Origin of the sequence: Zoogloea sp. (assembly GCF_041904905.1) — a bacterium.
In the GTDB taxonomy this organism is placed as follows: Bacteria; Pseudomonadota; Gammaproteobacteria; order Burkholderiales; family Rhodocyclaceae; genus Zoogloea.
Genome location: NZ_JAYRMI010000030.1, coordinates 19,766 through 45,640 on the forward strand (window position 1 = coordinate 19,766; position 25,875 = coordinate 45,640).

Annotated in this window: 16 protein-coding genes; 11 read left to right on the forward strand and 5 right to left on the reverse strand. The window is 70.2% G+C overall.

What is annotated here, in order from left to right; translation table 11 throughout:
* Positions 1–170 precede the first annotated feature (170 nt).
* Both ACE3N6_RS10400 and ACE3N6_RS10405 read left to right on the forward strand, forming a co-directional pair.
* The gene (locus ACE3N6_RS10400; RefSeq protein WP_374245472.1) at positions 171–4,394 is read left to right on the forward strand and encodes a PAS domain S-box protein; all 4,224 of its coding nucleotides are present in this window, start codon (positions 171–173) and stop codon (positions 4,392–4,394) included.
* Positions 4,391–5,794 carry a bacteriohemerythrin gene (locus tag ACE3N6_RS10405; RefSeq protein WP_374245474.1) on the forward strand — a complete coding sequence of 468 codons (1,404 nt, stop codon included), beginning with the start codon at positions 4,391–4,393 and terminating at the stop codon, positions 5,792–5,794. The genes ACE3N6_RS10400 and ACE3N6_RS10405 overlap by 4 nt, the downstream gene beginning before the upstream one ends.
* A gap of 66 nt (positions 5,795–5,860) precedes the next feature.
* Here ACE3N6_RS10405 and htpX read toward each other — a convergent pair whose 3' ends face one another.
* The 3 genes from htpX to def form a co-directional block, all read right to left on the reverse strand.
* Positions 5,861–6,712, reverse strand: a complete 852-nt coding sequence (gene htpX / locus ACE3N6_RS10410) for a zinc metalloprotease HtpX (RefSeq protein WP_374245476.1) — start codon at positions 6,710–6,712, stop codon at positions 5,861–5,863.
* Positions 6,713–6,783: 71 nt separating this feature from the next.
* Positions 6,784–7,719, reverse strand: a complete 936-nt coding sequence (gene fmt / locus ACE3N6_RS10415) for a methionyl-tRNA formyltransferase (RefSeq protein WP_374245478.1) — start codon at positions 7,717–7,719, stop codon at positions 6,784–6,786.
* Positions 7,719–8,222: a peptide deformylase gene (gene def / locus ACE3N6_RS10420; protein ID WP_374245480.1), complete on the reverse strand. Its 504-nt coding sequence runs from the start codon at positions 8,220–8,222 to the stop codon at positions 7,719–7,721. Before def ends, fmt begins: the two co-directional genes overlap by 1 nt.
* Before the next feature lie 169 nt (positions 8,223–8,391).
* On the opposite strand from def, the gene ACE3N6_RS10425 reads away from it, so the two are divergent.
* The 4 genes from ACE3N6_RS10425 (at position 8,392) to ACE3N6_RS10440 (ending at position 13,826) form a co-directional block, all read left to right on the forward strand.
* Complete coding sequence (locus tag ACE3N6_RS10425; protein WP_374245482.1) at positions 8,392–9,510, forward strand: LysM peptidoglycan-binding domain-containing protein; 1,119 nt, start codon at positions 8,392–8,394, stop codon at positions 9,508–9,510.
* 120 nt (positions 9,511–9,630) lie between these two features.
* Entirely contained in the window at positions 9,631–10,716 is a 1,086-nt protein-coding gene (gene dprA / locus ACE3N6_RS10430; RefSeq protein ID WP_374245484.1) for a DNA-processing protein DprA, read from the forward strand.
* Positions 10,717–10,743: 27 nt separating this feature from the next.
* Complete coding sequence (locus ACE3N6_RS10435; protein ID WP_374245485.1) at positions 10,744–11,220, forward strand: DUF494 family protein; 477 nt, start codon at positions 10,744–10,746, stop codon at positions 11,218–11,220.
* An 83-nt stretch (positions 11,221–11,303) separates the two neighbouring features.
* A complete protein-coding gene (locus ACE3N6_RS10440) occupies positions 11,304–13,826 on the forward strand; it encodes a DNA topoisomerase III (RefSeq protein ID WP_374245487.1) in 2,523 nt (840 codons plus the stop codon).
* Positions 13,827–13,892: 66 nt separating this feature from the next.
* On the opposite strand, the gene ACE3N6_RS10445 is transcribed toward ACE3N6_RS10440, so the two are convergent.
* Entirely contained in the window at positions 13,893–14,750 is an 858-nt protein-coding gene (locus ACE3N6_RS10445; RefSeq protein WP_374245489.1) for an HDOD domain-containing protein, read from the reverse strand.
* Positions 14,751–14,909: 159 nt separating this feature from the next.
* Between ACE3N6_RS10445 and ACE3N6_RS10450 the strand changes: the two genes are divergently transcribed.
* From ACE3N6_RS10450 to ACE3N6_RS10470, 5 genes are all read left to right on the forward strand, one after another.
* Positions 14,910–15,422 (forward strand): hypothetical protein, encoded by a 513-nt coding sequence (locus tag ACE3N6_RS10450; protein ID WP_374245491.1) that lies wholly within the window; start codon positions 14,910–14,912, stop codon positions 15,420–15,422.
* 55 nt (positions 15,423–15,477) lie between these two features.
* Positions 15,478–17,469: a DUF1631 family protein gene (locus ACE3N6_RS10455; RefSeq protein WP_374245493.1), complete on the forward strand. Its 1,992-nt coding sequence runs from the start codon at positions 15,478–15,480 to the stop codon at positions 17,467–17,469.
* A 66-nt stretch (positions 17,470–17,535) separates the two neighbouring features.
* Positions 17,536–23,148: an excinuclease ABC subunit UvrA gene (gene uvrA, locus ACE3N6_RS10460; RefSeq protein ID WP_374245495.1), complete on the forward strand. Its 5,613-nt coding sequence runs from the start codon at positions 17,536–17,538 to the stop codon at positions 23,146–23,148.
* Positions 23,149–23,177: 29 nt separating this feature from the next.
* Positions 23,178–24,176 (forward strand): phospholipase A, encoded by a 999-nt coding sequence (locus ACE3N6_RS10465; protein ID WP_374245497.1) that lies wholly within the window; start codon positions 23,178–23,180, stop codon positions 24,174–24,176.
* 221 nt (positions 24,177–24,397) lie between these two features.
* Positions 24,398–25,126: a PhnD/SsuA/transferrin family substrate-binding protein gene (locus ACE3N6_RS10470; protein ID WP_374245499.1), complete on the forward strand. Its 729-nt coding sequence runs from the start codon at positions 24,398–24,400 to the stop codon at positions 25,124–25,126.
* 9 nt (positions 25,127–25,135) lie between these two features.
* On the opposite strand, the gene ACE3N6_RS10475 is transcribed toward ACE3N6_RS10470, so the two are convergent.
* Positions 25,136–25,813 carry a hypothetical protein gene (locus ACE3N6_RS10475; protein ID WP_374245501.1) on the reverse strand — a complete coding sequence of 226 codons (678 nt, stop codon included), beginning with the start codon at positions 25,811–25,813 and terminating at the stop codon, positions 25,136–25,138.
* Between the last annotated feature and the right edge of the window lie 62 nt (positions 25,814–25,875).

Below are 25,875 nucleotides of genomic sequence, written 5' to 3' on the forward strand. Positions count from 1 at the left end.
AGACGGATTTACAACGGCTTACCCCTGTTCGGGGGCGCCGGCGGGGGGCTTGGCGGGGCCTCAATTGTGCGGGTGGGGCGCCGTTATAGGTGAATGATCGAAAGCGTGCCGGCCGCTGCCGGCGCGTTGCGGCGTGCCGTGCATTCGAACCTGCCCCACAAGGTGACCGATTGAACCCAATTTCTCCGCCTCGCCCCGATACCCGCTGCGCTGCCGCTGCGCCGGAGCGCGCGGGGGTCGAACAGGAGCGCCAGTTCCTCAAGACCCTGGTCCGCGCCCTGCCGGAGATGGTCTGGCTGAAGGACGCGGACGGCGTCTATCTGGCCTGCAATGCCAGCTTCGAGCGGCTGGCGGGGGCGGAGGAGGCCGCCATCGTGGGGCTCACCGATTACGATCTGGCGCCGTGGTCCCACGCCGACGCCTATCGCCAGGCCGATCTGCAGGCGATCCACGCCGGGGTGGCCACCCGCGATGAGCAGGCGGTGCGCGACGCCCGCGGCGAGCAGCGGGTCCTCGAGGTGATGAAGACGCCGATGTTCGACCAGTCCGGGCGGTTGCTGGGTGTGCTCAATGTGGGGCGGGACATCACCGAGATCCGGCGCGACCGGGAGGCGCTGCAGGAGCGGGAGGCGATCTTCTCCAGCATCGTCAGCCAGGCGGCGGATTCGATCGCGCTGCTGGACGTGGAGACCGGGCGCTTCGTGGAGTTCAACGACGCGGCCCACCGCCGGCTGGGCTACAGCCGCGAGGAGTTTGCCCGGCTGGGCATCCGGGACATCGATTGCGGGCTGGGGCCGGAGGAGGTTGCCGCGGCCATCGGCAGGATGCTCGGGCCCGCCGGCTATGTGCTCGAGACCCGCCACCGCTGCCGGGACGGCTCGGTGCGCGACGTGCGGGTGAGCGGGCGGGGCATCCGGCTGCGGGGCGAGCGCCGCCACATCGCGGCGATCTGGAGCGACATCACCGACAGCAAGCTGGCGGAGATCCGGCTGCGGCGCGCCAACGCCGCGCTCTACACGATCAGCGAGTGCAACCAGGCGCTGGCCCGCGCCACCGACCCGGTGCGCCTGCTGGACGACGTGTGCCGGCTGGTGGTGAAGTTCGGCGGCTATTCCCTGGCCGCGGTGCGCCTGGAGGGGGCGGCCGGCTACGGGCTGCCGGCGGGGCAGAAGGTCTTCGGCGCGGGGGGGCGGCATGTGCAGTGGCTGGATGCCTTCCCGGTGGAGCCCGATGCGCGCGGCCCCGCCGTGTGGCGCCGGCTGCCGGCCGACCCCCGGTTCGCCCAGTGGGCCGCCGGGTTGCCGGCGGAGGCGGCGATGTGCGCGGTGCCCCTCTGCGGGGACGGCTGCCCTGGCGGGACGCTGTTCGTGGCCTCGTCGGGCGAGGGCGCCTTCGACGACGAGGAGCTGCGCCTGCTGACCGAGCTGGGCGGCGACATCCTGTTCGGGCTGCGCGCGCTGCGCGACCGGCGCGAGCGGGACGCCGTCCGCCAGCTCCAGCTGGACACCGAGCAGCAGCTGCACAATCTGGTCGAGACCAGCCCCACGGTGCTCTACAGCCTGCGGGTGAGCGGACCGGGGCAGGTGGTGCCGCTGGCGGTGAGCGCCAACATCGAGCGCGTGCTGGGCTACACCGGCGAGCAGTGCCTGGCGCCGGGCTGGTGGTGGCGCAACGTCCATCCCGAGGATCGCCCCGCGGCGGCCGGCGCGCTGGGGCTTGCCTGCCAGCAGGGCCAGTTTGCCCACGAGTACCGCTTCGCCCACGGCCGGGGCGGTTATGTGTGGCTGCGGGACGAGCTGCGCTGCAGCCATGCCGCCGGCGAGGGCGGCGCCGAGATCGTGGGGGCGATGACCGACATCAGCGCCCGCAAGTCGGTGGAGCTGTCGCTGGACGCCCAGCGCCGGGTGCTCGAGAAGGTGGCCTCCGGCGCATCGCTCCCCGAGACCCTGGAGGGGCTGCTTGGCAGCGTGGAGGCGCGTCTGCCGGGGGTGCGGGCGTCGGTGCTGCTGCTCGACCCGGACGGCGTGCATCTGCGCCACGGCGCCGCGCTGCGCCTGCCCGAGGCTTACGTGCGGGCGGTGGACGGGGTGGCCATCGGCGAGGCGGTGGGCTCCTGCGGCACCGCCGCCTGGCGCGGCCAGACGGTGATCGTGCGCGACATCGCCAGCGACCCCCTGTGGGCCGACTACGCGGCGCTGGCCGCCCGCCACGGGCTGGTGGCCTGCTGGTCGTGGCCGATCTTCAGCCGCGAGGGCGGCGTGCTGGGCACCTTCGCCCTCTACCCCGACACCCCCTCCGAGCCCGACGCCAGCGCCGACGAGCAGGTGGCCATCGTCACCCACCTGGCGGCCATCGCCATCTCGCGCCACCGGGAGGAGAGCGCCCTGCGGGAGAGCGAGGCGCGCTTCCGCCAGCTCTTCGAGATGGCGCCGCTGCCGCTGGGGTTCGTTCACCCCGACGACACCGTGAGCGACGTGAACCGCTGCTTCATCGAGACCTTCGGCTACACCCGCGACGAGGTGCCGACGGTGGGCGAGTGGCTGCGCCTGGCCTATCCCGACCCGGCCTACCGCCAGCAGGTGGCGGACCAGCGCCTGAGCCTGCGCCTGCGGGAGGCCGCCGAGCGGCGTGGCGTCGAGTCGGTGGAGCGGGAGATCGCCTGCCGGGACGGCCAGACCCGCACCATGCTGGTGTCGGGCGCGCCGGTGGGCGACAGCTTCCTGGTGACCTTCTTCGACATCACCGAGATGCGGCGCCTGGACGCGCAGCTGGAGCACTACCGCCACCACCTGGAAGACCTGGTGGCGGAACGGACGGCCCAGCTGGCCGAAGTGTCGGAGCGGGCCGAGGCCGCCAGCCGGGCCAAGAGCGCCTTCCTGGCCAACATGAGCCACGAGATCCGCACCCCGATGAACGCCATTCTCGGTCAGGCGCGGCTGCTGGAGCGCAGCGCCCTCAGCGCAGAGCAGGAGGATCGCCTCGCCCGCATCCGGCAGGCCGGCAGCCACCTGCTGGCGCTCATCAACGACATCCTCGACCTGTCGAAGATCGAAGCCGGCAAGCTCCACCTCGAAGCGGTGGATTTCTCGCCCGAGGCGCTCTTCAACCAGGCCCACTCCCTGATCCACGACCGTCTGGTGGCCCGCAACCTGGCGTTCGAGGCCGACACCGACGGCCTGCCGCCGGTGCTGCGCGGCGACGTGACGCGCCTGCGTCAGGCGCTGCTCAACTACCTGAGCAACGCCGTGAAGTTCACCGAGCGCGGCCGGGTCAGCCTGCGGGCCCGGCGGCTGGCCGACGAGGGCGACACCGTGCTGGTGCGCTTCGAGGTGAGCGACACCGGGATCGGCATCGCCCCCGAGCAGGTGGGCCGGCTGTTCCGCGCCTTCGAGCAGGCCGACGCCTCCACCACCCGCAAGTACGGCGGCACCGGCCTGGGGCTCGCCCTCACCCGTCACCTGGCCGCGCTGATGGGGGGCGAGGTGGGCGTCGACAGCGAGCCCGGCAAGGGCAGCACCTTCTGGTTCACCGCCCGCCTGCAGTGCCGGCCGGGGGTCAGCCTGCCGGTGGCGGGCACGCGGCCGGCCGTCGTCGCCGGCGCCGGTCAGGTGCGCGGCGCCCGCCTGCTGCTGGTCGAGGACAACCTCCTCAACCGCGAGGTGGCCATCGAGATGCTGGCCGACCTGGGCCTCGTCATCGACTGCGCCACCAACGGCCAGGAGGCCCTCGCCCTCGCCAGCGCGGGCCGCTACGACCTGATCCTGATGGACATGCAGATGCCGGTGATGGACGGCCTGGAGGCGACCCGCCGGATCCGCCAGCTGCCGTCCCTCGCCGGGATTCCCATCGTGGCGATGACCGCCAACGCCTTCGACGAGGATCAGGCCGCCTGCTTTGCCGCGGGCATGAACGACTTCGTGGCCAAGCCGGTGGAGCCGGAGACCCTGCACGGGGTGGTCTTCAAGTGGCTCGGCCAGCCCGGCCCGACGGCCAGCGCCGACCCTGCCGTCACCGACTGGAGCAAGGCGCTGGCCGGCATCGACGGGCTCGACTGCGCCCGCGGGGTGAGCATCGTCCGCGGCCGCTGGCCGACCTACCTGCGCATCCTGCGCACCTTCGTCGGCATCCAGGCCGACACCGGCGCGCAGCTCGAGCACGCCCTCGCCGAAGGGCGGGTCGCCGACGTGGAGCGGCTGGCCCACGCCCTCAAGGGCTCCGCCGGCAACATCGGCGCGCAGCGGGTGTTCGAGCTGGCGAACGAGGTGTGCGCAGCCGTGCGCGCGGCGGGCGACGCCGACAGCATCGCCCGCCCGGTGGCCCGGCTGGTGCGCGCGCTCAAGCCCCTGCTGACCGCCCTGAGCCAGCGGCTGCCCCGGGAGACCGACGTCCGATGAGCCATCCTGCCCGATTTGCCCCTTTCCAGTGGGCCGACTACTTCGAGACCGGCTTCGGCGAGGTGGACGGCCAGCATCACAAGCTGGTCGATCTGGTCAACGCGCTGGCCCAGCGGGCCGCCGGCGGGGCGGACATCCAGCCCGGCGAGCTGGCCCACGTGCTCGACGGGCTGGCCCGCTACGCCGTCCATCACTTCGCCACCGAAGAGGCCCTGATGCAGTCGGCCGGCATCGACGCCCGGCACCTCGACGCCCACCGGCGGGCCCACGCCGACTTCGTCGCCCAGGTGCAGGCGATGCGCGGGGCGGCCGACCCGACCCAGGTGGTGCCCGCGCTGTACACCTTCGTCACCAGCTGGCTCACCTTCCACATCCTCGACACAGACCAGTCGATGGCTCGCCAGCTGCGCGCCCTGGCGGCGGGCGTGCCGGCCGCCGACGCCTACGCCGCCGCATCCGGCCACAGCAGCGACCCCGGCAACGCCGCGCTGATCGGCGCGGTGCGCAGCCTGCTGGGCCTGGTGGCGGAGCGCAACCAGGAACTGGCGCGGATCAACGCCGGCCTGGCGCAGCGGGTAGCCGAGCGGACCGCCCAGTTCGCCGCCGCCAGCAAGGATCTGCGCCACACCCAGCAACGCCTGCAGGAGGCCGACAAGCTCGCTGCGGTGGGGCAGCTGGCCGCCGGCGTAGCCCACGAGATCAACAACCCCCTGGGCTACGTGGCGGCCAACCTGGGCGCCCTGCGGGAATACGCCGAGCGCCTGCTGGCGCTGGTCAACACCGCCGACCGGCTGGCCGCCGGCAACGGCGCCTGGCAGGCCGCCCGCGCCGAGGCCGACCTGGATTACATCCGCGAGGATCTGCCCAAGCTGATGGATGAATCCAGCCGCGGGCTGGCCCGGGTGGGCGACATCGTCAATGCGCTCAAGGGTTTCGCGGCGCCCGGGCCGATGGAAACCGCCCCCACCGCGATCGAGGCCCTGCTCGACGGCGCCATCGCCGCCACCGCGCCGGGCCGCAGCCCCGGCCAGCAGGTGCGCCGCAGCTACGGCACGTTGCCCCGGCCGGCGGTGAATCCGACCCTGCTGGGCGAGGCCTTCAAGGCGCTGCTGGATAACGCCGGCCGGGCGCTGGGGCGCGATCCGGGCATCATCACGGTGCGGGCCGGGCAATCGGGCCAGCACCTGCTGGTCGACGTGGAGGACACCGGCTGCGGCATGGACGAGGCCACCCGGGCGCGGGTCTTCGAGCCCTTCTTCACCACCCGCGCGGTGGGGCAGGGGCGCGGGCTGGGGCTGTCGTCCACCTACCGCATCGTCAGCCAGCACGGCGGGCACATCGAGGTGGACAGCGCGCCGGGCAAGGGCAGCCGCTTCCGGGTGGTGCTGCCGATCGGCTGAGCGGCATCCGGCCGACAACAAAAAACCCGGCACGTGGCCGGGTTTTTTTGTCGGGGGAGGGGCCGGTCAGCGGGCGCGGGCCAGGGCGCGCAGGCGCGCCACGCGTTCCTCGGTGGCCGGGTGGGTGCTGAACAGGCCGCGCAGGCCGCCGCCGGAGAGCGGGTTCATGATCATCATCTGGCCGGTTTCCGGGTGGGCTTCGGCGGTGGGCATCGGGATGCCGCGGGCGAAGGCGTCGATCTTCATCAGCGCGTCGGCCAGGGCGTTCGGGTCGCCGGCGATCTCGGCGCCGCCCCGGTCGGCTTCGAACTCGCGGGCGCGGGAGATGGCCATCTGGATCAGGCTGGCGGCCAGCGGGGCGAGCAGGGCCACCGCGATGCCGGCGATGGGGTTGGCCGGGCGGCCTTCCTCGTCGCGGCCGCCGAACATCACCGCAAAGTTGGCCAGGGCCGAGATGGCACCGGCCATGGTGGCGGAGATGGTGGAGATCAGGATGTCCCGGTGCTTCACGTGGGCCAGTTCGTGGGCCATCACGCCGCGCAACTCGCGCTCGGAGAGCATCTGCAGGATGCCGGTGGTGGCGGCCACCGCGGCGTTGTCCGGGTTGCGGCCGGTGGCGAAGGCGTTGGGCTGGTCTTCGTGGATGATGTAAACCTTGGGCATCGGCAGCTGGGCGCGGCCGGCCAGCTCGCGCACCATGTTGTAGAGGTAGGGCGAGCTGGTTTCGTCCACTTCCTGCGCGTTGTACATGCGCAGCACCATCTTGTCGGAGAACCAGTACGAGAAGACGTTCATCGCGCCGCCGAAGACGAGCGCCATGAGCATCCCCGACTTGCCGCCGATCATGGCGCCGATCGCCCCGAACAGGGCGACGATCGCGGCCATCAGGATCGAGGTCTTGAGCCAGTTGCCGAGCATTGCGGGTATCCGTCCTTTCGAAGTTAAGCGGAAAGCGAAGGGTTAGATGGGGGAGTTCGCAAAAAATTCAATCAGCCGGCGACCGGATCGAAGCGGCTGCCCACCGCAATCGGCATCCCGCGCAGGAAGTCGGCGGCGGGCATGCGCCGGGCGCCGGGCTTCTGCAGCTCGGTGACGCACAGGGCGCCCTCGCCGCAGGCGACGATCACGCCAGCCCCTTCGGCCAGCAGCACCTCGCCCGGCGTGCCGGCGGCGTCGATGGCGCGGGCGCGCCACAGTTTGATCGGCGTGCCGTCGAGGGTGGCCAGCGCCCCGGGGAAGGGGTTGAAGGCGCGCACCGCCCGCTCGATCTCGATGGCCGGGCGGGTCCAGTCGACGGTGGCTTCGGCCTTGCCGATCTTGGCGGCGTAGGTGACGCCTTCGGCGGGCTGGGGCGTGGCCACCAGCGTGCCGGCGGGCAGCGCTTCGAGGGCCTCGACGATCAGCTCGGCGCCGATCCACGCCAGGCGGTCGTGGAGGCTGCCGGTGGTGTCGTCGGGCTGGATGGGTTCGACGCGCTTCGTCAGCATCGGGCCGGTGTCGAGCCCGGCGTCCATCTGCATGATGGTGATGCCGGTTTCCAAGTCGCCGGCTTCGATGGCCCGGTGGATCGGCGCCGCGCCGCGCCAGCGGGGCAGCAGCGAGGCGTGGATGTTGAGGCAGCCGTAGCGGGGCAGGTCGAGCACCGCCTGGGGCAGGATGATGCCGTAGGCGGCCACCACCAGCACGTCGCAGCCGGCCGCGGCGAGCGGCGCCTGCTGCTCGGGCGTGCGCAGCTTTTCGGGCTGATGCACCGGAATGCCGGCGGCCAGCGCGACCTGCTTGACCGGGCTGGGCTGCAGCTGCATGCCGCGGCCCGCGGGGCGGTCCGGCTGGGTGAGGACGAGGGGCACCTCGAAGCCGGCGGCGAGGATCGCCTCCAGCGCCGCGGCGGCGAATTCGGGAGTTCCGGCGAAGGCGACTTTCATCAGGCGGTGATCCGGGCTTTCTTGGCCAGCTTGCCCTTGATGCGGGTCTGCTTGAGCTGGGAGAGGTATTCCACGAAGACCTTGCCGTCCAGGTGGTCGAGTTCGTGCTGGATGCACACCGCCAGCAGGCCCTCGGCCTCCAGCTCGAAGGGCTGGCCCTGCCGGTCGAGGGCACGCACGGTGACCTTCTCGGCACGGCTCACCTTGTCGTAGATGCCGGGCACCGAGAGACAACCTTCTTCACAGACCTGCTCACCGGAACGGGCGATGATCTCGGGGTTGATGAGCGCCAGCAGGCCGGATTTGTCTTCGGTCACGTCGATCACCACGACGCGCTTGTGCACGTCCACCTGAGTGGCGGCGAGGCCGATGCCGGGCGCCTCGTACATGGTTTCGGCCATGTCGGCGATCAGCTTGCGGATGGCGTCGTTCACCTCGCGCACCGGCGCGGCGCGCGTGTGCAGGCGGGGGTCGGGGTAGCGGAGAATCGGTAGAAGGGCCATAAATGTTGCCGGATGAACGCTTTACGTGCAGAATTTTGAGCCAAATCTGCGATGCTCGCGTCTTGGCGCGGCACGCACCCGGCTCCGCCAACTCGACCGCCCAACCCAGCCGCACGGGCGGCCGGTTTTGTCGCGGCAAAGCAATCCGCCGAAAGCGAGTGGAAAACGAATGATTCGCAGCATTATATCTGCCCTCCTCATCGGCGTCGCTGCCCTGGTTCCGGCGGGGGCGGGTGCCAACGGCCCGATCCGTCTGGCCGACGACGCTCCCGACAGCCACGTGGTGGTGCCCGGCGACACCCTCTGGGGCATCTCCGGCAAGTTCCTCAAGGAGCCCTGGCGCTGGCCCGAAGTCTGGCGCCTCAACCACGACCAGATCCGTAACCCGCACCTCATCTATCCGGGCCAGGTGGTTGTCCTCGACCGCAGCGGCGCAAGCCCCGCCCTCAAGATCGGCAAGCGCATCGGCGCCGGTGGCAGCGACCGGGCGCTCTACGAGAAGCGTTTCCCGCAGGTGTACTCCGAGCCCGCCAAGAGCGCGATCCAGAGCATTCCGGTGCGGGCGATCCAGCCCTTCCTGTCCGAGCCGCTGGTGGTGAACGACCAGCAGGATGCCGACGCCGGCATCATCGTGGCCACCCAGGAAGGCCGCGTGTTCACCGGCGCCGGCGACACCGTGTTCGCCACCCGCATCCTGCCCGGCGTGCCCAACTGGAACGTCTACCGCAAGGCCAAGCCGCTGCGCGAACCGGTCACCGGCGAGATCCTGGGCTACGAGGCCACCTATCTCGGTCGCGCCCGGGTCACCGCCGAGGCCGGCCTCCCGCAGCCCGAGGCCGAGCGCGGCAGCGACGAGAAAGTCCGCCTGCCGGTGCCCGCCAGTCTCACCATCACCGCCGCCAAAATGGAGATCGGCAAGGGCGACCGCCTGCTCCCCGCCGGCCGGCCCGAGCTGCTCAGCTATGTCCCCCACGCCCCCAGCGACGACATGAACGGCCGGGTGGTGTCGATCTACAACGGCGTCGCCGAGGCCGGTCGCTACAACGTGGTCTCGATCAGCCTGGGCAAGCGCGAGGGGGTCGAGATCGGCCATGTGCTGTCCCTCTACCGCAATCGCGGCGAAACCCTCTATCGCGAGGACAACGTCGGCCGGCCCCAGCAGTTCAAGCTGCCCGAACAGCGTTACGGCCTCGTCTTCGTGTTCCGGGTGTTCGATCGGATCGCCTACGCCCTGGTGATGGACAACGATGGCCCGGTCGCCGTTGCCGACAGCGTGCGCAAGCCCTGAGCCTTTGAACCGAGCCCCCGGCACGGTCCGGGTCGCGCGACGTCGTGCGTTCGGTACCCGTGGCAACCGCCGGGCCGCACGCCAAGGTCTCGTCAAACGCTCACCTGCCCCGATTCGATCATGCCGGATCCTCACCCGCTTGCCGCCTGGCTGCGGCTGACGCTCACGCCGGGCGTCTCGCCGGGCAGTCAGCGGCAGCTCCTCGCCGCCTTCGGCCTGCCCGAGCACCTCTACGCGGCCGGGCATTCGGCGCTGGCCGCCGTGGTCGGCGCGGCGGTCGCCCGCACGGTGCTCGAGCACGACGCCACCGCGGCCGTCGATGCCGCGCTCGCCTGGTGCGATGAGCCGGGCAACCTCATCCTCACCCTGGGCGACACCCTCTACCCGCCGGGGCTGCTCGAGATTCCCGACCCGCCGGTGCTCCTCTACGTGAAGGGCGACCCAGCCCTGCTGTCGCGTGAGTCCATCGCCGTGGTTGGTGCCCGCAGCGCCACGCCCCAGGGCGAGGCCAACGCCGAAGCCTTCGCCACCGAGCTGTCCCGGGGCGGGCTGGGCATCGTCAGCGGGCTCGCCCTGGGCATCGACGCAGCGGCCCATCGCGGTGGGCTGGCGGGCCCCGGTGGCACGGTGGCGGTGATCGGCACCGGGGCCGACCGCATCTACCCGGCGCGCAACGCCGACCTGGCGCGGCGCATCGCCGAGGCCGGCGCCATCGTCAGCGAGTACCCCCTGGGCACGCCCCCGGTGGCCCACAACTTTCCTCGCCGCAACCGCCTCATCGCCGGGCTGGCCAAAGGGGTGCTGGTGGTCGAGGCGGCCCTCAAGAGCGGCTCGCTCATCACCGCCCGCCTCGCCACCGACTGCGGGCGCGAGGTCTTCGCGATTCCCGGCTCCATTCATTCGCCGGTGGCCCGCGGCTGTCACCGCCTGATCCGGGACGGCGCCAAGCTCGTCGAGTCGGCCCAGGACATCCTCGAGGAGCTTCGCCTGGACGCCTGTCGCACCCCTGTGCCTGCCGCGCCAGCACCGGCGGACGACGCCGGCGATGCCTCGATCATTACCCACCTTGGGCACGACCCTGTGGACATGGACACGTTGGTGCAGCGCACCAGCTTGACGCCGGAAGCGCTCTACGCCATTCTGCTGACGCTGGAACTCGAAGGGCGCGTTTCCCGCCTGCCCGGAGGGCGTTTCCAGCGTCTCTGAAAAACGACCGGCCCCAGGCCCCGCGCCATGTTCGATATCCTCGTGTATCTCTTCGAGAACTACGTTCACGCCGACGCGTGCCCCGAACCTGCGCAACTGGCCCGCAAGCTCACGGCGGCCGGCTTCGAGGAAGAGGAAATCTCCGAAGCCCTCGACTGGCTCTCGGGCCTGCGCCGGCTCTCCGACGGCGAGCGGCCGGCCCAGGTCGCCCGCCCCGGCTCGCTGCGCATCTACGCCGACGACGAGCGGGTGCGCCTGAGCGTCGAATGCCGCGGTTTCCTGCAGTTTCTCGAAAACGCCGGTATCCTCGATGCCGAATGCCGCGAGATGATCGTCGAACGGGCGCTGGCTCTCGGCGAATCCGAAATCGAACTGGAAAATCTCAAGGTCATCGTCCTGATGGTGTTGTGGCAGCAGGATCGCCCGATCAACGGCCTGATCCTCGACGAGCTGCTCAACGAGTCGGACGCAGACGACGAGCCGGTCTCATACGCCTTGCACTGATTTTCGGGCCGCTTGCAAGCCCGGCGCAGGCTTCCGTATGATGCGCCGCTCCCCCAACAACCTGAGTCGGGCGCGCTACTGGCATGAGCAAGCAGCTGATCATTGCGGAAAAACCCTCGGTTGCGGCGGACATCGCCCGCGCCATCGGCGGCTTCACCAAAGAAAAAGATTACTTCGAGTCGGAGCACTACGTGCTCTCGTCGGCCGTCGGCCACCTGCTCGAACTCACCGTGCCGGCCGAATTCGAGGTCAAGCGGGGCAAGTGGTCCTTTGCCCACCTGCCGGTCATCCCGCCTCACTTCGCCCTCAACCCGATCGAGAAGACCGAGGAGCGCCTCAAGCTCCTCACTCGCCTCATCAAGCGCAAGGACGTCACTGGCCTCATCAACGCCTGTGACGCGGGGCGTGAGGGGGAGCTGATCTTCAGCTTCATCGTGCAGCACGCCGGCACCGCCAAGCCGGTGCAGCGCCTGTGGCTTCAGTCCATGACCGCCGGGGCGATCCGCGAGGGCTTCGCCCAGCTGCGCGCCGCGGCGGATGTCGAAGGTCTGCGCCAGGCTGCGGTGTGCCGCGCCGAGAGCGACTGGCTGATCGGCATCAACGGCACCCGGGCGATGACCGCCTTCAACTCCAAGACCGGCGGCTTCCACCTCACCACCGTCGGCCGCGTGCAGACGCCCACGCTGGCGATCGTCGTCGAGCGCGAGGAGAAGATCCGCGCCTTCAGGCCCACCGACTACTGGGAGCTGGAGGCCAGCTTCGGCTGCCAGGCCGGCGCCTACGTGGGCCGCTGGTTCGACGAGGGCTTCAAGAAGCCCGAGGACGGCGCGCCGCTTGCCGAGCACGCCACCGCCTTCCGCCTGTGGGACAAGGCTCGCGCCGAGGCCATCAAGGCCAAGTGCGAAGGCAAGACCGGCACGGTGGAGGAAGAGTCCAAGCCCTCCACCCAGCTCTCGCCGCTGCTCTTCGATCTCACCTCGCTGCAGCGCGAGGCCAACGGCCGCTTCGGTTTTTCGGCCCGCACCACGCTGCAGCTGGCCCAGGCCCTCTACGAAAAGCACAAGGTGCTGACCTACCCCCGGACCGACGCCCGCGCGCTGCCCGAGGATTACGTGGGTCAGGTGCCGGGGATTCTCGCCAACCTGCCGGACGCCTTCGCCCCCTTCGCCAACGAGATCGTCAGGCAGGGCTGGGTCAAGCCCAACAAGCGCATCTTCAACAACGCCAAGATCTCCGACCACTTTGCGATCGTGCCCACGGGCACCGCGCCCAAGAGCCTTTCCGAGGCCGAGGCCAAGATCTACGATCTGGTCACCCGACGCTTCCTGTCGGTGTTCTACCCGGCGGCCGAATACCGCATCACCACCCGCATCACCCGCGTCGAGGGCGAAGCCTTCAAGACCGAAGGCAAGGTGCTGGTCAATCCGGGCTGGCTGGCCGTGTATGGCAAGGCCGCCGCGGTGAGCGAGGACGAAGGCGGCGCGCCCCAGCTGGTGGCCGTCTCGCCCGGCGAGAAGGTTTCCACCGACGAGATCCTGGTCAAGGCGCTGGTCACCAAGCCGCCCGCACGCTTCAACGAAGCCACCCTGCTCTCCGCGATGGAAGGGGCCGGCAAGATGGTGGACGACGAGGAGCTGCGCGCCGCCATGGCCGGCCGCGGCCTGGGCACCCCGGCCACCCGCGCCCAGATCATCGAGAACCTGATCGGCGAGACCTACATCCTGCGCGACGGCAAGGAGTTGATCCCCACCGCCAAGGCTTTCTCGCTCATCACCCTGCTACGCGGCCTGGGCACCAACGAACTCACCTCGCCCGAACTCACTGGCGAGTGGGAGCACAAGCTGGCCCAGATGGAGCGCGGAGCCCTGTCCCGCGCCGAGTTCATGGACCACATCCAGGCCATGACCCGGGACATCGTGGAGCGCGCCAAGCGTTACGAATCCGACACCGTGCCCGGCGATTTCGCCACCCTGGCCACGCCCTGCCCCAAGTGCGGCGGGGTGGTGAAGGAGAACTACAAGAAGTTCGCCTGCCAGCGCTGCGACTGGAGCGCCTGGAAGATCGTCGCCGGCCGCCAGTTCGAGATCGCCGAGATCGAGGCCCTGCTGTCCACCGGCCGGGTGGGGCCGCTGATGGGCTTCCGCAACAAGATGGGCCGGCTGTTCAACGCCGAGATCCGGCTCAACGACGACAAGCAGCCCGAGTTCGATTTCGGCCAGCCGAAGGAGGACGAGACCGCCGAACCGGTGGATTTCTCGGATCAGGAGTCCCTGGGCGCCTGCCCCAAGTGCGCGGCCCGGGTGTTCGAGCACGGGCTGGCCTACGTCTGCGAGAAGTCGGTGGGGCCGGATAAATCCTGCGATTTCCGCTCCGGCAAGATCATCCTGCAGCAGCCCATCGAGCGGGAGCAGATGCAAAAGCTCCTCGAGACCGGCCGCACCGAACTGCTGAAGGGCTTTGTCTCCAGCCGCACCAAGCGCAAGTTCTCGGCTTTCCTGGTGCGGGGCGACGATGGCAAGGTGGGTTTCGAGTTCGAGAAGAAGGCGCCGAAGGCCCCCGCCGCCAAGAAGCCGGCGGCGCCCCGCAAGAAGGCCGCGACCGAGTAAGCGCCGCAGCCGTCGTCCCGATGTAGCGAAACCCGCCTCTCCGGCGGGTTTCGTCCGTCTGGGGGCTCAGATCAGGGCGGCGGCGATGGTCTCGTGCAGCTCGTCCACCTCGGCGTCGGAGACGCCCAGGAAGGTCTTGGCGTTCTCGAAGGGCTGGTCGGCCACGGCGTGGGCGTCGCCGGTGTAGTCGCCCAGCACGTGCTCGGCAATGACGCTCACCGCGATCAACGCCAGGGCGTCGGAGGGCAGCGCCTTCTCCGGCAGGATGTAGGCCTCGGGGTCGTGGTGGTAGCGGATCGCGGTGGCGATCTTGTCCGACAGGCCCCAGCTGCGGGCCAGCAGCCAGCCGGCCACGGCGTGGTCGCAGCGGAACTCCTCCTGTTCCTGCAGGATCAGGGCGTGGCCGTTGTCCTGCAGGCGGGCGTAGAGCATGGCGTAGTCGGGGAAGGTGCTCATCAGCACCGGCACCGCGGCGTCCTGGAACAGCGCGAAGGTGTAGGCGGAGTCGGGCGAGATGCCCACGTGGCCGCGGGCCAGCACGCCGGCGGCGAGGGCCAGGGTGGAGGCCCGGGACCAGAACCGCTCCATCAGCTCCGCTGGCAGGTGGCTGGAGGTGTTGCGCAAGGCCACCGCCACGACCACACTCAGGATATGGTTGATGCCCAGCCGGCTGACCGCCTGCTGGACGCTGCGCACCCGCGTCCCGGCGGAGAACATCGGCGAGTTGGCCAGCTTCACCGCCGCCGCCGACATGCCGACGTCGGAGGCGATGATGCGGCTCAAGACCTTCAGCGACGGTTCGTCCCGCTGGGCTTCGCGCATCACTTCGGCGACGACGCCGGGGCAGGGCGGTATACGCACCGCGGACAGGGTTTCGTTTAGCTCGGCATGGGTGAGGGGGCGGTTTGCCGTTGCGGTGTTCATGACGGATAGCCTGTGGTTGACGGGTTTGATTTTGACGAAATTATAATTTTCGGCGTTTTAATTTTTCACATTTGAAGGATCTTCCGGGCAATTGCGGGGTGCGCCGTGCGCTGCATCACGGCGCCAGCGCCTTGCGCCCGGTGCTCCGGGGGGTTCGACATGACCCGTACGTCCTGGCCGGCCGTCGGCGTTGCGACGCTGATCTTCATCGCCTCTCAGGGGCATCTCGGTTATCTGGTCCACCAATTACGGCCGAATATCCTGGTTCTGCAGCTCTGTTTCGATGCGGATCGTTACTGGGCCATCCTGGGGCAGTGGGGCGAGGTCGGGCTGCAGCACTATCGCGCGCACCTGCCCTACGACTTCGTCCATCTTCTTGTCTATGCCGCCTTCGGGGTGGTGGTGGCGACCCGTGCCGGGCTGTTCGCCGAGGCGGAGCGCACGGCCGCCCGCTGCACGGCCTGGATCCTGCCGCTGGCGGCGCTTTTCGATCTGGGGGAGAACCTGTTGCAGCTTCATCTGCTGGGCGGCCCCTTCGGCGGGGCGAACCCGGCGGTGCCGCTGTCTGCCTGCTGTTCGGCGGTGAAATGGGGGTTGGTCGTGGCGTTTGCGCTGATCGTGGCGTGGCGGGTGCTCCGAAAATCTGCCCGGATCGGGCTTCTGTCACAGTGATGTGGGGGGTGGGCTGTGTATAACTCTGTGTCCACAGCAATCTCCAGATCCGCCCATGTCCCATCGACCCCACACGCGAGAGCAGGCCGCCGAACAGGCGCTGAGTCTCCTCGCGCGTGCCCGCGAAGGCTTCCTGAAGGCGCTCCTCGAAGGGGCGGGGGGCGTGATCCGTCATCAGGCCTGGCAGGATGTGCTGTCGGCGGCGGCCGGGGCCTGCTTCGACGAGCTGGTCGGCGGGCGCCGCGCGCCCAAGGCGCCCGACGCAGCGCCCGGCGTGCGCTCGATCAATCTGGTCCGCTCCGACGAATCCGACTACTCCATCGCCCTCATCAACCTTGACCGCCGTCTGCAGGAACGCTGCGGGCGCGATCTGGCGGCCCTGCACCTGCGGCTGCGGCTGCAGCTGGTCGAGGGCGGCATCGAGCTGACCGAGGAATCCCCGCTGGGCACCGCCACCGTGTGCCGCGCCCTGCGCGTGCTCAAGGAGGTCGAGAAGCTCAGCCCCGCCCAGGCGCTCCAGTTGCTGCAGCGCCTGGAGCAGCCGATCGGCGACCGCCTGTCGCGCTTTTACCAGGATCTGGAGCACGAGCTGGCCGACGAGGCGCTGGCCATCCGGGGGCAGGTGACCCGGGGCCTCTTCGCGCCGATCCGCCCCGCCGCTGCCGACGAGGAGGAGGACTGGACCGACACGCCGGCCGCCCGCGCCAGCCTGCCCATCGATCCGGTGGATGCGCTGCGCCTGGCCTCCCTGGCCCGGCGCGAGACCGCTCCGGCGCCGGCCGGCAGCGTCGCCCCCGGGCTGGCGTCGGCGCTGGTGGAGCGCATCGAGGCCTGGCTGGTGGAGCGCCAGAAGTTCGGCGGCGTGCCGGCCGCGCTGGGCGCCAGCGAGCTGGGCGCGCTCCTCAGCCCTGCCCAGGCGGTGGCGGTGGAGGTGGTCGAGACGGTCTGCGGCCGGGCCGAGAGCGACCCCGAGCTGCCCCAGACGATCCGGACCTTCCTGGGTGGCCTGCGGGTGCCCCTGCTGCGCCTCGCCCTGCGCAGCGAGAAGCTGCTCTCCATCGAGCGCCACCCGGCCTTCCGGCTGGTGGATCGGGTCGCCAACCTGGGCCGCACCCTGCCGCCCGACTGCTCCCCCGAGCTGCCGGTGTGCCGTGGGCTGGCGTCGATGGTGCGCTCCCTCGGGCGTCTGCCCCGGCCCACGCGGCGGGATTTCGAGCTGGCCCTGGGCGTGCTCGACGCGCTGCTCGCCACCCGCCAGAAGAGTGCCATCGCCCGCGCCGCCCAGCACATCGACACCGCCGTGCACATGGAGCGCCGGGAGGTGGCCCTGCACCAGGCGAGCCGCGCCGTCTATCTGCTGGTGGGGCAGGAACCGGCCAGCGTCGCCCGCAATTTTCTCGAGCGCTACTGGGTGCACGTGCTGGCCAAGGCGGTTTACCGCTACGGCCCCGACAGCCCCCAGTGGGCCAGCCGCCTGCTGATCGCCAACCGCCTGCTGGCCTGCGCCACGCCGCCGGCCGACGAGGCCCTGCGCCGCAAGATGCTTGGCGAGTTTCCGGCGCTGATCCACGATCTGGACGAAGGCCTCGCCTGGATCGCCCTGCCTGCCAAGCAGGCCGGTTCGGCCCTGTCGTCGGTGCAGGTGCTGCACGCCAGCCTGCTCGCCGGTCGCACCCCGCCGGTGCCCACCCTGCGCCGCACCACCTCGCCGCCCACCCTCAAGAAGCCTGAAGGCAGCCACGGCCTGCTCACCCTCAAGCACAAGCAGTACGTGGCCGGCGAGCTGTCCCTGCCGCCCGAATGGGCCGGGCTGCGGGTGGGCGACAGCGTGGCGGTGGGTCTGCCCAACGACAAGGTGATGCGCGGCTACGTGGCCCACGTGGCCCCAGCCGGCCAGGTGGTGCTGATCTCCGACGCCGACCACGACGCGGTGATGGCCATCACCGCCCGGGCGCTGGCCCAGCAGGCCGAATCCCCCGAGACCCGGCTGTACCGCGACGTCTCGCTGGTGGATCAGGCCGCCACCGACAAGCTCCTCGGCACCTGAACCACGCGGGCGCAGCGGTGTCGGACGCTACAATCGCGTTCGCCGCCTTCCTCCGACTGCCCCCTCATGTGCTCCAAGCCCGCCTGCACCGGCGACCACGCCGCGTCTGAAGCCGACCGCGCCATCCGCATCCGCGGCGCGCGCCAGAACAACCTCAAGAACCTGTCCCTCGACATCCCCCACCACGAACTGGTGGTGGTGACCGGCGTGTCCGGCTCGGGCAAGAGTTCGCTGGTGTTCGACACCCTCTACGCCGAGGGTCAGCGCCGCTACGTCGAGACCTTCTCGCCCTACGCCCGACAGTTCCTCGACCGGATGGACAAGCCCCAGGTGGACCGCATCGAGGGCGTGCCGCCGGCCATCGCCATCGACCAGACCAACCCGGTGCGCACCTCGCGCTCCACGGTGGGCACGATGACCGAGCTGGCCGACCACTTCAAGCTGCTCTACGCCCGCGCCGCCCGCCTGCACTGCCGCGGCTGCGGCAAGCCGGTGAGCCGCGACACGCCGGCCACCATCCACGCCGACCTCGCCGCCCGCGCCGCCGCGGCGGGCGACCCGCGCCTGGTGGTGAGCTTCCCGGTCAGCGTGCCGGCCAATTTCGGCGAGGACGAGGTGGCCGAGCTGCTGGCCCGCCAGGGCTACACCCGCATCCACGCCCGCGACGGCGAGGTGCTGCACGTGGTGCAGGACCGCTTCCGCCTGGGCAAGGCCGAGCACGCCCGGGTGATGGAGGCGCTGGAAATCGGCCTGCGCGCCGGCCACGGCAGGCTCACCGTGCACGCGGTGGATGGCGATGGTGGCAACGGCGGCGAGACCCGCTGGAAATACAGCAGCGGCCTGCACTGCGCCGACTGCGACATCGCCTACCCCGACCCGACGCCCAGCCTGTTCTCCTTCAACTCGCCCATCGGCGCCTGCGACACCTGCCGCGGCTTTGGCCGGGTGATCGGCGTGGATTTCGGGCTGGTCATCCCCGACGAATCCAAGACCCTCGCCGAAGGCGCCGTGAAGCCCTGGCAGAGCCCCAGCTTCAAGGAATGCCAGGACGACCTGGCCAAGATGGCGAAGAAGTACGGCGTGGCGATGGACATCCCCTTCCGCGACCTGCCGGAGGAGCACCGCCGCTGGGTGCTCGAAGGCGACGACAAGTGGAAGAACTGGGATTCCAGCTGGCCGCGCTACTGGTACGGCGTGCGCCACTTCTTCGACTGGCTCGAGACCAAAGCCTACAAGATGCACATCCGGGTGCTGCTGTCGCGCTACCGCAGCTACACCGAATGCCCCGCCTGCCACGGCGCCCGGCTCAAGCCGGAGGCGCTGCTGTGGCGCCTCTGGCGCCGTGAGGAGGAGGGGCCGAGGAGTGAGGAGAGAGGAGTAAGGAGTGAGGAGCTTCCCTCCGATCGCCAGCGCACTCGCGCTGAGCATGGCCTCCTCACGAAGCTCGCAATCAGCGAGCTTCTGGCCCTGCCCATCGACGACGTGGCCGCCTTCGTCGCCGCGCTGGATCTCCCGGCGCCGCTGGACGAAGCCACCGAGCTGCTGGTGGCCGAGATCAAGGGCCGCCTGCGCTACCTGCAGGACGTGGGCCTGGGCTACCTCACGCTGGACCGCCAGTCGCGCACCCTCTCGGGCGGCGAGGTGCAGCGGATCAACCTCACCACCGCGCTGGGCACCTCGCTGGTGAATACGCTCTTCGTGCTCGACGAGCCCTCCATCGGCCTGCACCCGCGGGACATCGGGCGCATCCTCGGGGTGATGGAGCGCCTGCGCGACGCCGGCAACTCGCTGGTGGTGGTCGAGCACGACCCGCAGCTGATGCTCGCCGCCGACCGCCTGCTCGACATCGGCCCCGGCCCCGGCGAGCGGGGCGGCGAGATCGTCGCCTACGGCCCGCCCACCGCCATCGCCAACGATCCGGCCTCCCTCACCGGCGCCTACCTCGCCGGCCGCAAGCGCGTCGATACCCGCCGCCAGCCGCGCCCGGTGGCTGGGGATGCGCCGCGCCTCACCCTCACCGGCGCCCGCCAGCACAACCTGCAGGGTGTCGATCTGGCGATCCCGCTGCAGCGCCTCGTCGGCATCACCGGCGTGTCCGGCTCGGGCAAATCCACCCTGATCCAGGACGTGCTCTTCCCGGCGCTGGCCAAGCACTTCGGCCAGCCGTCCGAGCCGCCCGGCGCCTTCGACGGCCTGGTGGGCGTCGATGCGCTCAAGGGCGTGGTGATGGTCGATCAGTCGCCCATCGGCAAGAGCGCCCGCTCCAACCCGGTGAGCTACGTGGGCGCCTGGGACGCCATCCGCAAGCTCTTCGCCAACCTCCAGGAAGCCAAGGACCGCGGCTACACGCCGGGCACCTTCAGCTTCAACTCCGGCACCGGCCGCTGCCCCACCTGCACCGGCTCGGGCTTCGAGCACGTGGAGATGCAGTTTTTGTCCGACGTCTATCTGCGCTGCCCCGACTGCGACGGCAAGCGCTACCGGCCCGAGATCCTGGCCCTGGCATGGCGCGGCAAATCCGTGGCCGACGTGCTGGAGATGACCGTCTCCGAAGCCCTCGCCTTCTTCGCCGACCAGAAAGCCGTGCTCGCCGCCCTGGCGCCGCTGGCCGACGTGGGCCTCGAATACCTGCGCCTCGGCCAGCCGGTGCCCACCCTCTCCGGCGGCGAGGCGCAGCGCCTCAAGCTCGCCGGTTATCTGGCCGAAGCTGCCCAGCTGGCCGCCAAACGATCCAAAAAATCGATAGATTCAGCCGAGCCGGGTTTGCTCTTCCTGTTCGACGAACCCACTACCGGCCTGCATTTCGAAGATGTGGCGCGGCTGCTCAATGCATTTGAAAAACTGATCGATGCCGGCCACTCGCTGGTGGTCATCGAGCACAACCTGGACGTGATCGCCGCCGCCGACTGGCTGGTGGACCTGGGCCCCGAAGGCGGCGCCGGCGGCGGGCTGATCGTCGCCGAAGGCACGCCGGCCCAGGTGATCGCCACGCCGGCGTCCCACACCGGCCGGGCGCTGGCCGACTACGCCGACCAGCTCGCCCGCCTGCAGGCCGCGCCGGTGGTGGCCGAGCCGCCGGCCCGCTACCGCCCGGTGGCGGACAAGGCCATCACCATCCGCCACGCCCGCCACCACAACCTGAAGAACGTCAGCCTCGACATTCCGCGCGATCAATTTACGGTCATCACCGGGCTGTCGGGCTCGGGCAAGTCGACCCTCGCCTTCGACATCGTGTTCGGCGAAGGCCAGCGGCGCTATCTCGAATCCCTCAACGCCTACGCCCGCCAGTTCGCCCAGCCCTCGGCCCGGCCGGATGTGGACGCCATCTTCGGCATCCCGCCCACCGTGGCCATCGAGCAGCGGGTGAGCCGCGGCGGGCGCAAGAGCACGGTGGGCACGCTCACCGAGATCCAGCCCTTCCTGCGCCTGATGTACGTGAAGCTGGGCACCCAGTTCTGCCCCGACTGCGACGTGCCGGTGACGCCCCAGCGCTTCGAGGCCATCGTCGCCCAGATCCTGCGCGACCGCGCCGGCGAATCCGTCGAGCTGCTGGCGCCGCTCGTCATCAATCGCAAGGGCCTGTACACCGACCTCGCCAAGTGGGCCCGCGGCAAGGGCTTCGAGCAACTGCGCGTGGATGGCGACTACCTGCCCACCAAAAAGTGGCCGCGCCTCGACCGCTACAAGGAGCACAACATCGAGCTGCCGGTGGGCATGGTGAAGGTGGGCGCCGACACCGAAGCCCTGCTGCGCGACTACGTGCAGGCCGCACTCGACCACGGCAAGGGCGTGCTCAAGGTGCTGCCCCTGGGCGAGCCGGGCGGCGCGCTCACCACGCTGTCCACGCTGCGCGCCTGCCCGGATTGCGGCACCAGCTTCCCCGAGCCCGACCCGCGCCTGTTCTCCTACAACGCCAAGCACGGCTGGTGCCCCGATTGCTACGGCACCGGCGTCAAGATCGTCGGCAAGGTCGAGAACCCGGACGATCTGGACCTGGGCGAACTGGAAACCGAGACCGACGAAGCCTGCCCCAGCTGCCACGGCGCGCGGCTCAACCCGGTGGCGCGGGCGGTGCGCTTCCGCGACCTGGGCCTGCACGAGCTGTCGTCCCTGGCGGTGGGCAAGGTGGCCGGCTTCTTCGAGGCGTTGGCGCTCTCGCGCCGCGAGGCCGACATCGGCCGCGACCTGATCGCCGAAATCCGCGGCCGGCTGGATTTCCTGCAGCAGGTGGGCCTGGGCTACCTGGCGCTCGACCGCGCCGCGCCCACGCTCTCCGGCGGCGAGGCCCAGCGCATCCGGCTGGCGGCCCAGCTGGGCTCCAACCTCACCGGCGTGTGCTACATCCTCGACGAGCCCACCATCGGCCTGCACCCGCGGGACAACCGGCTGCTGCTCGACACGCTCGAAAAACTCCGCGGCCGCGGCAACACCCTGCTGGTGGTGGAGCACGACGAGGACACCATCCGCCGCGCCGACCACGTCATCGACCTGGGCCCGGGCGCCGGCGTGCGAGGCGGGCGCATCGTCGCCGAAGGCAGGCTGCCCGCGCTGATGGCCGCGCCGGAATCCGCCACCGGGCGCTGCTTCGCCAACCCGCTGGCCCACCCGCTGGCCCCGCGCCGCGAGGTGGCCGCCGACCACCCGGCGCTGGCGGTGGCCGGCGCCACCCTGCACAACCTCAAGCACGTCGCGGCCCGCGTGCCGCTGGCCCGGCTGACGGTGGTCACCGGCGTGTCCGGCTCGGGCAAATCCACCTTCGCCCGCGACGTGCTTCACGCCAGCCTGGTGGCCGCCGCGCCGGTGGGCTGCGAAAGCGTGGACGGCATGGCGCACATCGGCCGCGTGCTGGAGGTGGACCAGACCCCCATCGGCAAGACCCCGCGCTCCTGCCCGGCCACCTACATCGGCTTCTGGGACGCCATCCGCAAGCTCTTCGCCGAAACCACCGAGGCCAAGATGCGCGGCTGGAACGCCTCGCGCTTCTCGTTCAACACCGGCGCCGGGCGCTGTCCGGTGTGCGAAGGCCAGGGCCGCATCACCATCGAGATGAACTTCCTGCCCGACGTGAAGCTGCCCTGCGAGGCCTGCGGCGGCGCCCGCTTCAACCCCGAGACGCTCACCGTGCAGTGGAAGGGCAAGAGCGTCGCCGAGGTGCTGAACATGGCGGTGGAAGACGCGGTGGATTTCTTCGCCGCCCACCCCGCCATCGCCCACCCGCTCAAGCTGCTGCAGGACGTGGGGCTGGGCTACCTCACCCTTGGCCAGCCCAGCCCCACCCTCAGCGGCGGCGAGGCCCAGCGCATCAAGCTGGTGTCGGAGCTGGCCAAGGTGCGCGGCCGCGCCGGCGAATCCGCCACCGGCCCGGGCCGCCCGCTGCCCCCCGAAAAGCACACGCTGTACGTGCTCGACGAGCCCACCGTCGGCCTGCACATGGCCGACGTGGAGAAGCTCATCCACGTCCTCCACCGGCTGGCGGATGCCGGCCACACGGTGCTGGTCATCGAGCACGACCTCGACCTGATGGCCGAGGCCGACTGGCTCATCGACCTGGGCCCCGAAGGCGGTGAGGGCGGCGGCGAGATCGTCGCCGAAGGGCCGCCCGAGGCCGTGGTGCAGGCGGCCCGGTCCCACACCGGGCGTATCCTTGGCGAGTTTCTGGCCACGCGCCGGGCGAGCTGAACACCTCGAAGAGAATCGGAGACGAACCCATGAACGCAACGCAACGACTGGTCGTCGCCGGGCTGCTGATGAGCGCCGGCGCCCAGGCCCAGGCCCAGGCCGGCGACCCGTCCGCCTGCGCCGCGGTGGCCGACAACACCGAGCGCCTGGCCTGCTACGACGAGGCCGTGGGCCGCCCCCACAAGGAGGCGCCGCCCCAGCCCCAGCCCGACAACTCGCCGTTTTCGGCGCGCTGGGAGCTGGACGCCGAGGACAAGAAGGGCACCTTCCTGATCCGCCCCTACAAGCCCACCTACCTGCTGCTGGCCCGCTGGAGCAACTCGCCCAACACCACCCCGACCTCGCCCAACCCGCTCAACGCGGTGACCACGCCCAACAACGTGGACCCGGCCGAGGCCAAGTACCAGATCAGCTTCAAGACCAAGCTGTGGGAGGGCCTGTTCGGCCGCCACGGCGACCTGTGGATGGGCTACACCCAGCAGTCCAACTGGCAGGTGTACAACAAGCGCTTCTCGTCGCCCTTCCGGGAGACCGACTACGAGCCCGAGCTGATGGCGGTGTTCCGCACCAACCTGGATGCCGGCGCCGGCTTCAAGCTGAAGATGATGTCGCTGGGGCTCAACCACCAGTCCAACGGCCGCAGCCAGCCCTATTCCCGCAGCTGGAACCGCATCGTCGGCCAGGTCGGCATCGAGCGCGACAACTTTGCGCTGGTGATCCGCCCGTGGCTGCGCCTGTCCGAGAAGACCAGCAAGGACGACAACCCGGACATCACCTCTTACCTTGGCCACGGCGACCTCCAGGCCATGTGGCAGGTGGGCGAGCACGGCTTCGGCCTGACCCTGCGCAGCACGCTGCTGTCGGGCCGCGAGTCGCGCGGGTCGGCCCAGTTCGACTGGAGCATCCCCATCCACCGCAACCTGAAGGGCTATCTGCAGCTCTTCACCGGCTACGGCGAAACCCTCATCGACTACAACCACCGCCAGACCACCTTCGGGCTGGGCGTATCCCTGGTGGATTGGCTATAAGCCCGGTTTCTATGTCAATAATGTGAATTTATTTGTAAGCGATTGCAAACGACATTTGCTAGGATCATGACTTCAGGTATGTCGGCCCTTGGCGCAAGGGCTGGCGATACACCGAAGATAAACAGACAACCCGATAGAGGTTTCCGTCATGCCCCAGCAGATGTCGTCGACGCGTGCGTCGGCACGCCCCTTCCTGTCTCGCCGCAACGTGGAGCCAGACTGTGGCGAGTGAATTCAAGCTCAGTGTCTGCCCCCACGACACCGCCAAGAACCTGCTCGGCTGGTTCACCCTCAACACCTACCTCCAGCGCAAGCTGGGCATCGGCATCCACTTCGAGCCCCAGGACAACTTCCTCATCGAGCGCCAGGCGGTGCTCGAGAAGCGCTTCCACGTGGTGTACGCCAACCCCTTCAGCGCCCTGTGCTACGCGCGGGACAAGGGTTTCGTGCCGGTGGCGCGGCCGGCCGGGGTGAACGACGAGACCATCCTGGTGGCCCGGGCCGGGGGCAGCGTGCCCGACGCGCCGCGCATCGCCAGCGCCACCGACAAGCTCATCATCCATGAGCTGGGCCTGCAGGTGATGCGCCGGGAGGGGCTCGATCTGGCCGGGGCGGCGTTCCAGTTCGTCGGCAACCACCTCAATGCCGCCAAGGCGGTGCTGCAGGGCGAGGCCGACCTGGGTTTCGTGTTCAACGAAACCTGGAACGGCATGAGCGCCAGCACCCGCGACGAGCTGCAGGTGATCGGCGAGAGCCGCGACGGGAGCGCCTTCCACTGCTTCATGGTGGCGCCCGAGTGGGCCGACAAGCGCGAGGCGATCCAGCGCATCCTGTGCGGCATGCACCAGGACGAGGCGGGCCTGCGGGTGCTCGACGACCTGCACTTCAAGCGCTTCGAGCCCATCGACGAGGGCGCGCTGGCGCCCCTGGCCACGCTGATCGGCGCCTGAGGGCGCGTTTCAGGGGCGGGCGTTCAGCCCGGCCACGATCTTGCGGACAAGGCCGTGCAGGGCCTCGTCCAGCGCCCGCCCGGCGGCGGCGTCGGAGACGCCGGGGCGTTCCTCGGCAAACTGCTGGCGGAAGATCACGCTGCCCTCGGCCAGCGGATCGCTCACGTCGGGCGAATGGCGGAAGCGCAGCAGGGCCGGCGCGCGGGGGTAGATCTCGACCTGGGCGGTGACCCGCAGCGTCTGCTCGCACAGGGTGTAGCCGATCCGGGCGAAGAGCACCGCTGCGCCCGACGCGTTGTCGAACAGCAGCCGCATTCGCTCGCGGCCGGCGGGCTCGTCGGGGGTGAGATCCTCGACCCGCAGCCGGCGCGAGAAGCGGATCTCGCTGCCGGCGGTTTCGCTGCGCCAGGCTCGCTGGAGCACGGCGAGGGTGTCGTTGCCGGCCGGGGCTGCGGCGGGCGTCGTCGGGGTGGTGCCCGCCGGTACGGCGGGGGTGGGGCGCGTCGGGGCCGGCGAGAACAGGCCGGGGCAGGCGGCGGGGGCCGTGTGGGTGCCCCGGGGCAGGATCAGCACGCTGTCCAGCGGGGCGATCTCGGCCCGCGCTTCCGGTTTGAGGGGAACCCGCGGTGCGGCGCAGGCGGTGACGAGCAGCAGGGTTCCGAGGGCAAGCGGAAGGTTCCCGGACATGAGGTTCTCCGTGGCGGGCGGTGGGCGCGCTTCTTCTTTTCGCGGCCAGTTTACGCGCCTCT

Excerpts from the sequence above, each read along its gene's own strand:
- ACE3N6_RS10405 (WP_374245474.1), top strand. The coding sequence starts at position 4,391 with ATGAGCCATCCTGCCCGATTTGCCCCTTTCCAGTGGGCCGACTACTTC.
- htpX (WP_374245476.1), bottom strand. The coding sequence starts at position 6,712 with ATGCTCGGCAACTGGCTCAAGACCTCGATCCTGATGGCCGCGATCGTC.
- fmt (WP_374245478.1), bottom strand. The coding sequence starts at position 7,719 with ATGAAAGTCGCCTTCGCCGGAACTCCCGAATTCGCCGCCGCGGCGCTG.
- def (WP_374245480.1), bottom strand. The coding sequence starts at position 8,222 with ATGGCCCTTCTACCGATTCTCCGCTACCCCGACCCCCGCCTGCACACG.
- ACE3N6_RS10425 (WP_374245482.1), top strand. The coding sequence starts at position 8,392 with ATGATTCGCAGCATTATATCTGCCCTCCTCATCGGCGTCGCTGCCCTG.
- dprA (WP_374245484.1), top strand. The coding sequence starts at position 9,631 with ATGCCGGATCCTCACCCGCTTGCCGCCTGGCTGCGGCTGACGCTCACG.
- ACE3N6_RS10435 (WP_374245485.1), top strand. The coding sequence starts at position 10,744 with ATGTTCGATATCCTCGTGTATCTCTTCGAGAACTACGTTCACGCCGAC.
- ACE3N6_RS10440 (WP_374245487.1), top strand. The coding sequence starts at position 11,304 with ATGAGCAAGCAGCTGATCATTGCGGAAAAACCCTCGGTTGCGGCGGAC.
- ACE3N6_RS10445 (WP_374245489.1), bottom strand. The coding sequence starts at position 14,750 with ATGAACACCGCAACGGCAAACCGCCCCCTCACCCATGCCGAGCTAAAC.
- ACE3N6_RS10450 (WP_374245491.1), top strand. The coding sequence starts at position 14,910 with ATGACCCGTACGTCCTGGCCGGCCGTCGGCGTTGCGACGCTGATCTTC.
- ACE3N6_RS10455 (WP_374245493.1), top strand. The coding sequence starts at position 15,478 with ATGTCCCATCGACCCCACACGCGAGAGCAGGCCGCCGAACAGGCGCTG.
- uvrA (WP_374245495.1), top strand. The coding sequence starts at position 17,536 with ATGTGCTCCAAGCCCGCCTGCACCGGCGACCACGCCGCGTCTGAAGCC.
- ACE3N6_RS10465 (WP_374245497.1), top strand. The coding sequence starts at position 23,178 with ATGAACGCAACGCAACGACTGGTCGTCGCCGGGCTGCTGATGAGCGCC.
- ACE3N6_RS10475 (WP_374245501.1), bottom strand. The coding sequence starts at position 25,813 with ATGTCCGGGAACCTTCCGCTTGCCCTCGGAACCCTGCTGCTCGTCACC.